This window comes from Sorangium sp. KYC3313 (genome assembly GCF_052075895.1).
GTDB lineage: Bacteria > Myxococcota_A > Polyangia > Polyangiales > Polyangiaceae > Sorangium > Sorangium cellulosum_B.
Window position 1 is genome coordinate 4641471 of the sequence record NZ_CP197255.1, and the last position, 13465, is coordinate 4654935.

10 protein-coding genes are annotated in these 13465 nt (G+C 71.6%); 3 read left to right on the plus strand and 7 right to left on the minus strand.

Annotated features, from left to right (window positions below):
• Positions 1-7: 7 nt before the first annotated feature.
• Complete coding sequence (locus tag ACSRUE_RS18225) at positions 8-1096, minus strand: serine/threonine-protein kinase (RefSeq protein ID WP_441292095.1); 1089 nt, start codon at positions 1094-1096, stop codon at positions 8-10.
• A gap of 837 nt (positions 1097-1933) precedes the next feature.
• Here ACSRUE_RS18225 and ACSRUE_RS18230 point away from each other — a divergent pair.
• From ACSRUE_RS18230 to ACSRUE_RS18240, 3 genes are all read left to right on the plus strand, one after another.
• Positions 1934-3223 (plus strand): hypothetical protein, encoded by a 1290-nt coding sequence (locus ACSRUE_RS18230; protein WP_441292096.1) that lies wholly within the window; start codon positions 1934-1936, stop codon positions 3221-3223.
• Positions 3224-3392: 169 nt separating this feature from the next.
• Positions 3393-4046, plus strand: coding sequence for an MBL fold metallo-hydrolase (locus tag ACSRUE_RS18235; RefSeq protein WP_441292097.1), 654 nt, complete (start codon positions 3393-3395; stop codon positions 4044-4046).
• A gap of 173 nt (positions 4047-4219) precedes the next feature.
• A complete protein-coding gene (locus ACSRUE_RS18240) occupies positions 4220-5338 on the plus strand; it encodes a branched-chain amino acid aminotransferase (protein ID WP_441292098.1) in 1119 nt (372 codons plus the stop codon).
• Positions 5339-5622: 284 nt separating this feature from the next.
• On the opposite strand, the gene ACSRUE_RS18245 is transcribed toward ACSRUE_RS18240, so the two are convergent.
• The 6 genes from ACSRUE_RS18245 to ACSRUE_RS18270 form a co-directional block, all read right to left on the minus strand.
• Complete coding sequence (locus tag ACSRUE_RS18245) at positions 5623-7017, minus strand: sigma-54-dependent transcriptional regulator (protein ID WP_441292099.1); 1395 nt, start codon at positions 7015-7017, stop codon at positions 5623-5625.
• Between the two features lie 176 nt (positions 7018-7193).
• Positions 7194-7634, minus strand: coding sequence for a response regulator (locus ACSRUE_RS18250; RefSeq protein ID WP_441292100.1), 441 nt, complete (start codon positions 7632-7634; stop codon positions 7194-7196).
• 73 nt (positions 7635-7707) lie between these two features.
• Positions 7708-9327: a protoglobin domain-containing protein gene (locus ACSRUE_RS18255; protein WP_441292101.1), complete on the minus strand. Its 1620-nt coding sequence runs from the start codon at positions 9325-9327 to the stop codon at positions 7708-7710.
• On the minus strand, positions 9324-9854 hold the full coding sequence (locus tag ACSRUE_RS18260; RefSeq protein WP_441292102.1) for an adenylyl-sulfate kinase: 531 nt from the start codon (positions 9852-9854) through the stop codon (positions 9324-9326). The genes ACSRUE_RS18255 and ACSRUE_RS18260 overlap by 4 nt, the downstream gene beginning before the upstream one ends.
• Positions 9851-10966: a phosphotransferase family protein gene (locus ACSRUE_RS18265; protein ID WP_441292103.1), complete on the minus strand. Its 1116-nt coding sequence runs from the start codon at positions 10964-10966 to the stop codon at positions 9851-9853. The genes ACSRUE_RS18260 and ACSRUE_RS18265 overlap by 4 nt, the downstream gene beginning before the upstream one ends.
• 247 nt (positions 10967-11213) lie before the next feature.
• Positions 11214-13205 carry a multicopper oxidase family protein gene (locus ACSRUE_RS18270; RefSeq protein WP_441292104.1) on the minus strand — a complete coding sequence of 664 codons (1992 nt, stop codon included), beginning with the start codon at positions 13203-13205 and terminating at the stop codon, positions 11214-11216.
• Between the last annotated feature and the right edge of the window lie 260 nt (positions 13206-13465).

Consider the following 13465-nt stretch of genomic DNA (forward strand, 5'->3'; position numbering starts at 1 on the left):
CGCGCGCTCAGCGCGACGCGATCAGCCAGGCGATCACGCTCCCGATCGCGAAGAACACGATGCCAGCGCCGGCGATCACGGCCCGCGACGTCCGCCGCTCGATGAAGCTGGCCGCGGCCCGGAGGCTGGACGGGGCGGCGAGGGCGATGCCGCTTTCGGGCGCGCTCATCTTCTGGACGGCGGCGTCGAGCGCCACGAGCACGGCGCGCGCGTGGGGGAAGCGGTCGTCCGGGTCCTTGGCGAGCAGGCGCATCACGACCGCCTCCAGCGCGGGCGGGACGACGACGCCGGGGGAGCGCTCGGCGATCGGCGGCGGCACGGCCGACCGGTGCTGCGCGAACAGCGCCGACGGCTCGACCGCCGTGAAGGGGTGCTTGCCCGCGAGCATCTCGTAGAGGATGACCCCGAGCGCGTAGAGGTCGGCCCGCCGGTCGACGGAGCGCATGCCGAGCGCCGCCTCGGGCGCCATGTACGCCACCGTGCCGAGCAGCACGCCGGCGTTCGTCAGCGAGCGGCGCGAGCCGTCGTCGGTGATGGAGAACTGCTCGATCGGCACCTTGGCGAGGCCAAAGTCGATGAGCAGGACGCGCTCCTCCGGCCCGTCGAGGACCATGACGTTGAGCGGCTTCACGTCCCTGTGCACGATCCCGAAGTCGTGCGCCGCGTTGAGCGCGCTCGCGATCTGGCGCGCGATGTTCGCCGCGCGGAGCGGCGGGACGGGGCCCTGGTCGATGAGCTTCCGCAGCGTGATGCCGCGGATGAACTCCATCACCATGAACCACGCGCCGTCGTCGAGCTGGTTGATCTCGTAGACCGCCGCGACGTTCGGGTGGAAGATGTGGCGACCGGCGAGCGCCTCGCGCTCGAAGCGCTCGATGAGCTCCGGCAGCTCCTCGGCGTCCGGGTGGAGCACCTTGACGGCCACGTCCTCGCCGGTCGCGAGCTTCTTTGCCCTGAAGACGGCGGCGATGCCGCCCATCGCGACGAGCTCCTCGAGGCGATAGCGGTGGACGAGCGTGCGCCCGACGAACGTCATCGCGCGCTCACGCGCCGCGGAGCTCGCCTGGCCTCCCGCGATGAACACGGACTCGCTCATGCGTTCGCGCCTCCAGGCCGAGCCTCGCGCGCGGCGTCGTCGAGGAGGCCGCAGCGCAGGGCACGCACAGCCGCGCCGCGCGCTCCCCCGTGACCGCGCGCCACGCGGCGGAACAGCGGATTCACCCTGGATGACATCATGCGCTCACACACGCGGCGTCCGGAGGGTAGCGCCCCTGCACGCCCAGCGCCATCTTCCCGGTTGGGCGCGGGGGCGAGGCGCTCGCGAGGGAGCGGGCGGGCGGCGCGCGCTGAGGCTGGAGCTCACGAAGCGCGCGTGAGCCAGGCCTCCCGAGCGGCCTTCGGGAGATCGCACCCACCGCCGCGGCCGCACGCGCTCTCTCGAGATTCCACCGCTCCGCCGTGATCGTGAGTCGCCGGGCCACGCCGTCTCCTGCGCTGATGGCGCGGCCTCATCGTGTCTCCGGCCGGGGCGTGCGGAGACCCCTCATCGCGTGTGCCTCACGGCCGCGCGGCGGGGAGCGCCGGCCGCGCGAGGTGCGGAGTCGCGCCCGGCCCCGACGTGGCGAGAGCCCGTTGCGCGCTGGGCGGCGCTCGCCCGTCGCCGGCGGAGCGCGACCACTTGTCGGTAGATCCAGCGACATTGCCGGAGCTCCGGCCGCGCGCGCCCGCGCCGGGCGGCCGAACCAGCGCGCCCGCGCCGAGCCCGCTGTCCTGCCGCGAGCGCCCTCGCCCGCGGCATCGGCGTCCTCCTCCTCCTCCGGATCCGCACGAGGCGTGCCCGGTCGTGCGCGGACGAATTAGGTTTGAAAACACATCAAGTTCACAGATGCGTTTTTTCGATAGGCTCGTGTAGCCTGTATGGGTGGAGGTTTCCATGCACAGCACAATGCGTCGCACCGTTCTCCTCGGGCTCGTTTCCGGACTCGCCGTAGCAGCTTGCTCCACGCCTGATGCGTCGAACCTCTTCGTTGCCGGCGGGTCCGGTCCGGGGAGCACGGCTTCCGCGGGAGGAGGCGAGGGCGGCGCGCCGGGCGATGGGGGCGCGGCGGGCGTGGGCGGCCAGGGCACCGGGGGCGAGCCGGGCGTGGGAGGAGCGACGGCGGGGAGCGGCGGTAGCGGGGGCGTGGGGCCCATCATCGACGAGCCGCCGGTCTGCGGGGACGTTTACGTCGATTGCGACGCGGATGCCGAGAACAGCTGTGAGGTCAACGTGACCAACGACGCCCTCCATTGCGGCACCTGCCCCGTCGAGTGCGATGGCACCTGCCGCGACGGCACGTGCGTCCGCACCTCGATCCACATCTCGGGCCAGCGGGATCCGCTGTACCTCGCTGTCGCCAACGGCATCGTGTTCTGGACCAACGGGGAGCAGGGCGTGGTCAGGCAGTGGACGCAGGGCGAAGCCGTCGCGATCAACATCGCCACCGCGCAGGTCCAGCCGGCCGATATCAAGGCCGACGCCACCCACGTCTTCTGGGCCAACCAGGGCGTGTCCGGCGAGAACGACGGCCAGGTGATGAGGGCGCGGGTCGGCGGCCAGGAGGCGCCGGTGGCGATCGCCGCAGGGCAGGCCGCGCCGTTCGGCGTGGCGATCGACGAGGTGTTCGTTTACTGGACGAACCGCGAGCGCGGCGGCTCCGTGGTCCGCGCGCGGAAGGACTCGGACGGCAACGGGCCGTTCACCGTCATCTCGGACAGGGGCGGGACGACCCACGCCCTCGCGGTCGACGAGACGCACGTCTACTGGACCGTGCGCGACGAGCGCGGCATGGTGATGTCCGCGCCCAAGGACTCCACGGGCGAAGGCCCGTTCACCACGCTGGCGGCCGATCAAGGCCAGGTGCGCGAGATCGCCGTCGATGCGACGCACGTCTACTGGACGACCAGCAGGACCGGCAACGTGGTGCGCGTGGCCAAGACCGGCGGAGAGCCCACGGTGATCGCGCGCGGGCAGGGGAACCCGAGGGGCATCGCCGCCGACGCGACGGGCGTTTACTGGGCGGACCCCACGTCGCCGAACGTCATGAGGATGCTGCCGAACGGCATCATCGGGGCCGTGGCGGCCGGCGAGCCGTCGCCGTACGGCATCGCCCTCGACGCGACCCGCGTCTACTGGACCAACGGACTCGGCATGAACGGCACCATCGTGAGCGCCCCGAAGTAGCGGTCGCGGGCGGCCAGCGCGCCCGGGATCGAGCACGCGAGGAGCCGAGGTCTCCGCGCGTCTTTCAGCGCCGCAGCGCCGCGCGCTCCGGGCGGTGGTCGGCGGTAGTCGACCGGCGCTCGCGGCGCCGCCTCGCCGACGATGTCGCGCGTGGAGGTCGGGGCTCCGCGTGCTACAAGCTCGCCCTGTGCTGCTCGAGACGTTCTCCGTAGGTCCGCTGGGGTGCAACTGCTCGATCCTCGTCGACCCCGTGAGCAAGGGCGCCGTGGTCATCGACCCCGGGGGCGATTTCGACAAGATCCGCGCGCGCGTCGAGCAGGCCGGTGCGAAGGTCGCGGCCATCGTGCACACGCACACGCATATCGATCACGTGGGCGCCACGGCGCCACTCCAGCGCTGGTCCGGCGCCGCGGCCCGCATCCACGAGGCCGACCGCTTCCTCTACGACATGCTCCCCGTACAGGCGGCGATGCTCGGCATTGCGCTGCCGGAGCGGTGCGAGGTCGACGGCGACCTGAACGACGGCGCGGTCGTGAAGGCGGGCGGGCTCGATCTGCACGTGCTCCACACGCCGGGGCACACGCCGGGCAGCGTCTCGTTCCTGGTGCTCGCGGAGGCGGGCGCCGTCGCGTTCACGGGGGACACCCTGTTCCGGCGCAGCATCGGCCGGACCGATCTGTGGGGCGGCGACTCGCGGGCGATCGTCTCATCCATCCGGGGCAAGCTGCTCACGCTCGATCCGTCGACCCGGGTCGTTACCGGACACGGCCCTTCCACGACGATCGGCGAGGAGCGCGACAGAAATCCCTTTTTGCGGTCGTGACGCGCCGCTCGCACGCTCGCTCGCGCGCCCGCTCGTACGCGTCGCCGCGGTGCTTTCTCGCGAGAAAGTGCTTGCATCCTGCCAGGATTCTTTCGAAAAATGCCGCGCGACGATGACGCGCGTCGGCCCACTCGAGCCGGGTCGACCGCTGTCCGCCGCGGAAGTCGAGCACGATGAGCACCGAAAGCGCGCCTGCCACGAAGGTCGATCTCGAGATCCTAGCCACGCCGCATCCCCTCGGGGACGCGGAGCGCGCGCAGCGCATGCAGAACCCTGGCTTCGGGCGCGTGTTCACGGAGCACATGGTCGTGATCCCGTACGCGGCGGACAGGGGCTGGCTCCGGGGGCAGATCCGGCCGTACGCGCCGATCACGCTCGATCCTGCGGCGATGGTGCTGCATTACGGTCAGGCGATCTTCGAGGGCTTCAAGGCCTATCGGCAGCCGGACGGGCGCATCAAGACGTTCCGGCCGGAGGCGAACGCGCGGCGCTTCAATAGCTCTGCCCGCCGATTGGCGATGCCGGAGATGCCGGTTGATCTGTTCGTCGGCGCGGTCGACGCCCTGATCCGCCAGGATCGCGCATGGGTCCCCTCGCCCGTGGGCGAGAGCCTGTATGTCCGACCGTTGATGTTCGCCACCGAGGCGGCGCTCGGGGTGAGGGCGTCGCGCGACTACGATTTCCTGGTGATCGCGTCGCCTGCGGGCGCGTATTTCCCTCAGGGCGTGAAGCCGGTGACGGTCTGGATCTCGGAGGATTTCGTCCGGGCGGCGCCGGGCGGCACGGGCGCGGCCAAGTTTGCGGGCAACTACGCCGCGAGCCTGCTCGCGCAGATGAACGCCGCGGCCGAGGGCTGCGCGCAGGTGGTCTGGCTCGATGCCGTCCAGCGCAGGGTCGTCGAGGAGATGGGGGGAATGAACATCTTCTTCGTCTACGAGGAGCGGGGGCGCCCCGTGATCGTGACCCCCGAGCTGACAGGCACGCTCCTGCCGGGCATCACCCGCGACAGCATCCTCCAGCTCGCCCGGGATTTCGGCTATGCCGCGGAGGAGCGCAGGGTCACCTTCGACGAGTGGCGCGCGGCGGTGCGCGAGGGCCGCATGACCGAGGCGTTCGCGTGCGGAACGGCCGCGGTCATCACGCCCATCGGCGCCGTGAAGTCCCGCGAGGGGACCTTCTCCATCCACAACAACGAGACGGGCCCCGTGGCGGCGCGCTTCCGCGAGGCGCTGCTCGACATCCAGCACGGCCTCGCGCCCGATCGCCACGGCTGGATGCACGACGTGGTCTAGCCGCTTCGGATACGGGCCCACCTCGGCGTTTTCGGTGCTCAGCGCACCGGAGTGCGCTTGCGCGCCGAAAACGCCGATCTGGGCCCGTCTCCTGTGCGGGTGACCGTCCGCTCTGCTCTGCATGGTGCAGAGGGTGACCGTCCGCTCTGCTCTGCTCTGCATGGTGCAGAGGGTGACCGTCCGCTCTGCATGGTGCAGAGGGTGACCGTCCGCTCTGCTCTGCATGGTGCAGAGGGTGACCGTCCGCTCTGCTCTGCATGGTGCAGAGGTGGGCGGAGGCCGCTCTACTCGGCCGCCGGCGGGCGCTTGGACTTCGCCGTCAGGCCATATTCGTGCAGGCGGTACTGGATGGTGCGTATGCTGATGTCCAGGAGCTCGGCCGCGCGCGTCGTCGAGCCGTTCGTCGCCTCGAGCGTCGACAGGATGGCATAGCGCTCGATCTCCGCCATGGTGGCGCCCGGGATCCGCAGGGCCCCCTTGGCGACCGGCGCCGCGTCGATGGGGAGGTGCTCCGCGTCGATGCGCGTGTCGTCGCACAGGACGACCGCCCGCTCGATCGCGTTCTCGAGCTCCCGCACGTTCCCCGGCCACCGGTGCGCGATGAGCTTCGCCCGGGCCTCGTCGGTGAACCCCTCGATCTTGCGGTGGTTCTCCGCCGCGAACCGGCGCAGGAAGTGATTCGCCAGGAGCAGCACGTCGGTGTCGCGGACGCGCAGCGGCGGCATGTCGATGTGGACGACGTTGAGCCGGTAGTAGAGGTCCTCCCGGAAGTGGCCCTCCTGCACCGCCGCCGCGAGATCGCGGTTCGTCGCCGCGATGAGCCGCACGTCGATGGTCACGGCGTCGTTCCCGCCGACGCGCTCGAACGTCCTCTCCTGGAGGACGCGGAGCAGCTTCACCTGCGTCGAGGGGGCGATCTCGCCGACCTCGTCGAGGAAGAGCGTCCCGCCGTGCGCCTGCTCGAACCGCCCGATGCGCCGCTTGTCGGCGCCGGTGAACGCGCCGCGCTCGTGGCCGAACAGCTCGCTCTCGAGCAGGGACTCCGCGAGCGCCGCGCAGTGAAGGGTCACGAAGGGCCCTTTGGCGCGCGAGCCCTTCGCGTGGATCGCGCGCGCGAGCTCGCCCTTGCCCGTGCCGCTCTCGCCGGTGATGAGCACCGTCGCCCGCGCGCCGGCCACCTGCCGGGCCATCCGGTAGACCTTCTGCATCGCCGGGCTCGTCCCGATGAGCCCCTCCACGCCCTCGCCCTGGCGCTCTCGCAGCTGCCGGCGGAGGTTCTCCGCCTCGACCCGGAGCGCGCTCCGCTCGAGGGCGCGCTCCAGCGTGAGGAGGAGCGCGTCGAAGTCGACCGGCTTCGTCAGGTAATCCTCGGCCCCCGCCCGCATCGCCAGCACCGCCGAGCTCACGTCCCCGAACGCGGTGACGACGATCACCGGCAGCGCCGGATCCTGCTCGCGCAGCTTCCCGAGCAGCGCCACCCCATCCATCCTCGGCATCTTCAGATCCGTGACGACGACGTCCGGCGGCCGCTCCGCCGCGACCTCGACCGCCTCGACGCCGTCCGCCGCCGCGTCGACGGTATAACCCTCCTGGCGCAGGAGCTTCTCCAGCCCCGAGCGCGCGCTCGCCTCGTCGTCCACGACGAGCACCCTCGAGCTCTGCCTCTTCTCAGCGTTCATATCGTTCCTTCCGAACATACCGTGTCCGCGAGGCGCTGCGGCACTCGTTCGGTGGCGGCGCGGCCGCGCGCGGCTCGAGGACGCCGGCGGGAGGCGCCGCGCCGGGGCAGGCGACGGGCGCCGCAGCCGTTGCGCGCGGGCGCAAGCCGTTCGCCGGGCCTAGCGCGCCCCCCTGCTCAGGCCGGGGGAGGGAAGGGGGAGCTCGGCCGCGTGGCGCGCGAGGCGTCGGAGAGCGCCGCGTCCACGGTGGCGCGGAGCTCGTCGCTCAGGGCGATGTAGTCGATCGGCTTCGTGTGTACAACCGCCGCGGGCTCCAGCCCTCGCCCGAGGCGCGCCACGAGGTCGGGGTACCCGGTGAAGAAGAACAGCGGGAGACCCGGCCGGAGCGATCTCGCGTAGCGCGCGACCGCGATCCCATCGGCGTGGGGCATCCGGAAATCGGTCACCAGGATGTCCGGGATCGGACGGCGGGCCAGCCGCGCGATGGCGAGCGCGCCGTTGGTGGCCAGCTCCACGCGGAAGCCGTCCTCCTCGAGCAGGCGCTCGAGGAGGCGAGCGGTCTGCACGTCGTCGTCCACGAGCAGGATCAGCGGCTGTTCGGTGCTGCGCGGTTCCACGCCGGGATCTCTACCAAGTTGCGTGCCAGCCCTGGAGCTGCGGGCGCGCGCGCCCCGGGGAGAGCGGCGGAGGTCAGCCGGAGCGGCGCAGCGGGAGCGTCACGCGGAACAGCGTCTTCCCCGGGCGGCTCTGGAACTCGATGGTCCCCTCGTGATCGGTGACGATGCGGTGCGCGATCGCCAGCCCGAGCCCGGTGCCGTTCGGCTTCGTCGAGAAGAACGGATCGAAGATCGGCGCGTCCGGGCTCGCGATCCCGGGGCCGTCGTCCTCCACCTCGACGACGGCGTGGCGCGGCTGCCGCCGCGCGCGGAGGGTGACCGTGCCGCCTCCGGCCGCGTCCACCGCCTCGATCGCGTTGCGGAGCAGGTTCAGCAGGACCTGCTCGATCTTCGCGGGATCGAGGTCGAGCACGATGTCGGTCGAGGGCAGATCGACCTTCACCGCGGCCTGCGCGCCGGCGCCGTCCGACGACGCCGCGACGCGCGCCGCGCGCTCGCAGAGCGGGACGACGGGCGTCGGCCGGAGGTGCAGCGGCTTCGGCCGGGCGAAGTCCAGGAACTCGCTGACGAGCGCCGAGAGGCGGCGGATCTCGTCGCGGACGACCTGGATCGCCTCCAGCGTGTCCGGGTCCTTCAGGCCGGCGCGCGCGAGCCCCCGCTCGAGGAAGGTCACGTGGAGCTGCGCGCCGTTCAGCGGGTTCCTGATCTCGTGCGCGAGGCCGGCCGCGAGGGTCCCCACCGCGGCGAGCTTCTCGCTCTGGCGCACGCGCGCGGCGAGCGCGTTCTCGTCGGTCGTGTCCTGCCCGATCGCGAACAGCACCACCTCGTCGTCGGCCGCGGAAGGGGCGTACGCGAGCTGCCAGCGCAGATCGCGGATCTTGCCGGCGCGCGTGCGCACGATGCTCTCCAGCAGATCGACGCTGGGGCGGCGGCCCGCGGCGACGTCCGCCACGAGCGCGCCGTGATCCGCGCGGATCTCCTCGGGGAGGAGCGCCTCGACGAACGGCACCCCGAGCACGTCCTCGCGCGCGAGCCCCGTGATCCGCTCGGCTTCCCGGTTGAAGAGCCGCACGATCGCCTGCGCGTCGAGGCCCACGACGAGGACGCGGGCCAGCTCGACGGCGCTCTTGTACCGGTGCTCCGTGCGCGCGAGCGTGCGGCCGACCTCCTCGCGATCCAGGCGCTCGGCGCGCTGCGCGCGCGCGAGGAAGTCGTCGCGGTACGTCTCGAGCATGATGGCGAGCTCGAGATCGAGCACCTTGCTCACCGCCGCCTTGACCGGGATCGCCTCCGCGCCGATCGCGCCGTCGGCGATCTCGTGGAACGCGAGCCGGATGAGCGTCATCGCCGTGAACATGTACCGCTGGGGGAGGCCCACCCGGACGTGGATCCGCCCGATCTTCGCGCTCTCGTCGAAGTACGCGGCGTCGTAGGGCCCCGTGCAGATGCGCGTCATCCAGCGGACGAGCGATCGCTTGAGCCGCTCCACCTGCTCCTCGCCGGTGAAGACGTCGTGCGCGCCCTCGTGCTCGCGGATGCGATCGTAGAACTCGTCGGCGATGCGGGGGAAGTGCGGCTCCGCGTGCGCGCGGAGCGCGGCGAGCCAGCGCTCGTCCTGCTCGCTGAAGCGGACGTACCGCTTGATCTCGTCGAAGAGCGTCTCCTGCGCGGGCACGAGGACCGTGTCTATCACGGCCCTGCCCCCGCCGACGCGGACCAGGATCTCGCGCGCTCGAGGAGCGCCGCGAGCGCCGCCTCGTCCTCGCCGCCGCGCGCGACGAGCTCCGGCGCGAGCGGCGCCTCGTAGTCGGCGCCCGCGCCCGGGAGCGCGCCGATCTCCCCGGCGCCGGCCGCGTGGTAGAGCCCCTTCGGGTCGCGCTCCCTGCAGGTCGCCGGCGCGACGTCCACGTAGACCTCGATGAACCCGGGCGCCAGCGCGCGGGCGCGCTCCCGGTAGGCGCGGCGGTGCGCCGTCGCCGCCACGATCACGATCGGCCCCTGGCGCGCGAGCAGCGCCGCGAGGCGCGCGAGCGTCTCGTAGAAATCGTCGCGAGCGCGCGGGTCGTAGCCGGGCCGCGGGACCAGGGCGTCGCGCACCTCGTCCCCGTCGAGGAGACAGCTCGCCCTCCCCTCGCCGACAAGCGCCCGGTGCGCCCGCGCGGCCAGCGTGGATTTGCCCGACGACGGGAGCCCCGTGATCCAGACGACCCCGCCGCTCACGTGAAGAGCTTCTCGGCGTCGTCCGGATCGAAGCGCGGGGCGTCGAGGGCGCGCTCCACGAAGGAGAGCAGCGCGTCCCTCGCCCGCGCCGTGACCGCGGGGTACCACCCGGGGTTGGCCAGCACGAGCGCGCGCCACGCGAGGAACGGCGCGGCCACGTCGAGCAGCCCCGCGGAGCCGCTCCAGCCGAGGTAGACCTCCCAGAGCCGCCGCCACAGCGCGCGGAAGCCGCCCTCCCACGCACCAGGCGCGTCCAGCGCGAAGAAGACGTAATTGATGGCGAGGCAGGTGACGTCGTCGGCGGGATCGCCCTGGGACCCGCGGCTCGTGTCGAGCAGCGTGAGCCGCGACGCCTCGTCGAACACGATGTTGAACGGGTGGAAATCGCCGTGCGTGCGGGCCAGCCGATGATCCCGGCCGCGGAGCTTCCATCGCCACGCCACGCAGCGCCGCTCGATCGCCTGGAGCCGCTCGGGCGGCGCGCCGGGCACGTCGTCCGGATAGCCGTCGATGATGCCGAAGATGCCTTCACCGTGGCCCACGAGATCGCGCACCGCGCGGCGGTAGCTGCCCGGCGGCGCGCCCTTCGCGCCGTGGAGGGCGATGAGGTACCTGGCGAGCGCCTCGCAGCGCGCGAAATCCTCGGGGCCCGCGCGCCGCTCCTTCGCGATCCGGCGCAGATCCGCGGCGTAGACGTCTCCCTCCGCGTACGTGGTCAGGAGATAGAACTCGCCCGCATCCCGCAGGGACAGGAAGCGACCGTCGCGCGTCAGCGAGCCGACGTCCACGACCTCGACGTGCGCCGGGATCGACCCGAAGGTGTCGAAGGCGAGCAGCGCCTCCGCCGCGCGATCCGCCCGCCTGTCGTGGCCGAACGCGTCCGCGGTCGACGTGTGCAGGACCAGCTTCTGCCTTGAGCCATCGGGCCTCACCGCCGTGATCCGGCGGGGTACGCCGTAGCCGGCGGCCTTCTCGGTCTGGTCGTGGCCCGAGCGGCTGTCGGGTCCGAGGGGGGTGATCTCCTCGACGCGCGCATCAGGAAACGCTGCATCGATGAGCTGACGGACCGGGCGTGCGGGATCGGATTCAGGCAGGACCGACGGGGCGCTCATGGTCTCCTCGGATGTCGCGACGTGCTCGCGTGACCATGCGCGCAGCAAGAAGCAGACCGCATGGCTGACGAGCCTGCTCGAGCAGCACCTCGAGGAGCGGTCGGATCCTGAATCTCGCGGGGCCTTCGGCGGGCTGATGAGCGCGGGCGCGGCACCGGGACCGGGCCGGACGCTCCGCAGGACCTGCGCCGCCGCGCGAGGCGTGCGCTGGGCCGCGCGACGTCGCGCAGCGTGAGGCGGGGCGGGATCAGCGGGTCGGGATCCCGGGCGGCGGGTGGCCGATCTGGTAAGGCCGCATCATCTCGTTGTCCTCGTGCTCGAGGATGTGGCAGTGCCACACGAACCGGCCAGGCTTCTCGAACTTCGCTTTGATGCGCGTGATCTCGAGCGGCAGCGCGACGACGGTGTCCTTGAAGCCCTCCTCGCCCGCCTCGGGCGGACGCGGCGGGGGCTGCGGGAGCGGCGGGGTGGCGAACGGCTGGCGTTCGACGACCTGGAACAGGACCTCATGGATGTGGATCGGGTGCGCATCCATGGTGAAGTTGTAGATCTCCCAGATCTCGGTCGATCCAGGGGCCGGGTTCTCCGTGATGGGATCGTCCCAGAAGAGCGCCTTCGGCGTGTTGGAGCCCGGCGGCGAGAACGTGCCCAGCACGACCGCGAGCGGGCCGGCCTCGGGGGCGCTCGCGAGGCTCAGCTCGTTGAGGGACACCCGCCGCACCGCGTCCTCGTCTCCGAGCGGCTCGAACCGCGGCAGCCTGAGCCGAGAAGGGGGCGTGCTCGTGTCCCTGCTCGTCGCCCGCACGACGCGGAACTGCATCACCTGTCCTGTCGTCGCCGGGTCGGCCGGGGGCTGCACGCCGCCGTTGAAGGGCACGTCCGGACCGAGGTTGAGAAGGATGATCTCGGTGCCCGCGCGGACATCGCTGAAATCCACGATCACGTCCGCGCGCTCGGCCGGGGCGAGCAACAGGGTAGCTCGCTCCACCGGGCGGGGGAGGAACCCGCTGTCCGAGCCTATCTGCCAGAACGAGCGACCGTCATCCATCTTCAGGATCAAGAACCGCGAGTCGCTGCCGTTCAGGATGCGGAAGCGGTAACGCCGCTGCTCGACCTCGAGGTAAGGCCACGGCCGGCCGTTGACGACGATGACATCGCCGAAGAACTCCGGGACCCAGATCGGCGGGAAGGGGCCATTCGGGACGTACAGGTTCGCGAGCTCGGGAGGGAGCCCGCGTGTCTTCGGGTAGAAGAGCGACCCGTCGTCGTTGAAGGAGCGGTCCTGGATCACGATCGGGATCTCGTACGGCCCGCATCCATGGTGGTGGCCCGGCCGCGGAGCCGAGCCGGGGAGCACGCCGGGCGGGAGATCGCCTGGGCCGCCGCGGAGCAGGTAGAAGCCGGCCGGCCCCGCGTAGACGTTGAGCCGGGTGATGCCGAGCGTGTGGTCGTGGTACCAGAGCGTCGCTGCCCGCTGGTCGTTCGGGTACTCGAACACGGCCGCGCCACGCTCCCACAGATCCCCGAGCGGCGACGTGCCCTGGTAATAGTCGTAGAAGGTGCCGGTCTCCGCATATCCCTCGGGGATATTGTTCGCCGCGGGGAGGAACCAGGCTTCCGGGTAGCCGTCGCTCTCCTGCGCCACCCCGGCCATCCCATGGAGGTGCGTGACGATCGGCACCGGGCCCTCGTAGGGCCCCGGCGGGCAGTCACCCGTGAACGTGGGCCGGCTGTCGCGGCCTTCCTCGCCGCCAGGCGGGTTGGCCCAGTGGAGGGTGGGGTCGACCGGGAGCAGGTGAGGGAGGAAGCGGCCGGTCGCGGGGTCCTTGAGATCGTTGATCCACTTCACGCGCACCGGCCTTCGCCATGTCGCCTCGATGGTGAACGCGGGATAGCTGAACGTTTCTGGGTGGCCCACCGCTCCATATCCCCACACCTTCGTCAGGGGCAAGCCCAGCTCGGGTGGCAGGACCTGCTGATCGAACTGCCGGACGGCGATCTCGTAGTAGTCGAATCGGGCGCCGGCGTCGTGGCGCCTGTTCGCCTTGGGCATGACGGGCGGCACGAGCAGCGGGCGGCGGTACTGGTACTGGGCGATGACGGTGCCGGGGAGGGTCGGTTCCTCGGGCGGGAGGACCGTGCACGCGTCGAGGGACGCCCTGGCCAGAACGCCGCGCCGGAACACCAGGAGCCCGCCTGTCGCGGCCAAACCATGTTTCAGGAGCTCTCGTCGTTTCATAGAGGACACCCCATCTCCCTGGATCACAGCCCGCGCCGTGAGCGCGGGGCATCATGACGGGCGAAGGGATTCGAGCAATCCAGGAAGCCCCGGATTTGTCGTCACGCATGATCATGACAGATGCTCCGGAATCACCAGCCCTCCCGCGAGGCACGCGTATCGGCATGGATCCGGGCCCGTCCCGGGCGACGAGCCGTACGCGCGGCTCGCGTCCTCGCTTGTTCTTGAGAGGGAGCGTGGATCGGCGGGGCGCGCGGCGC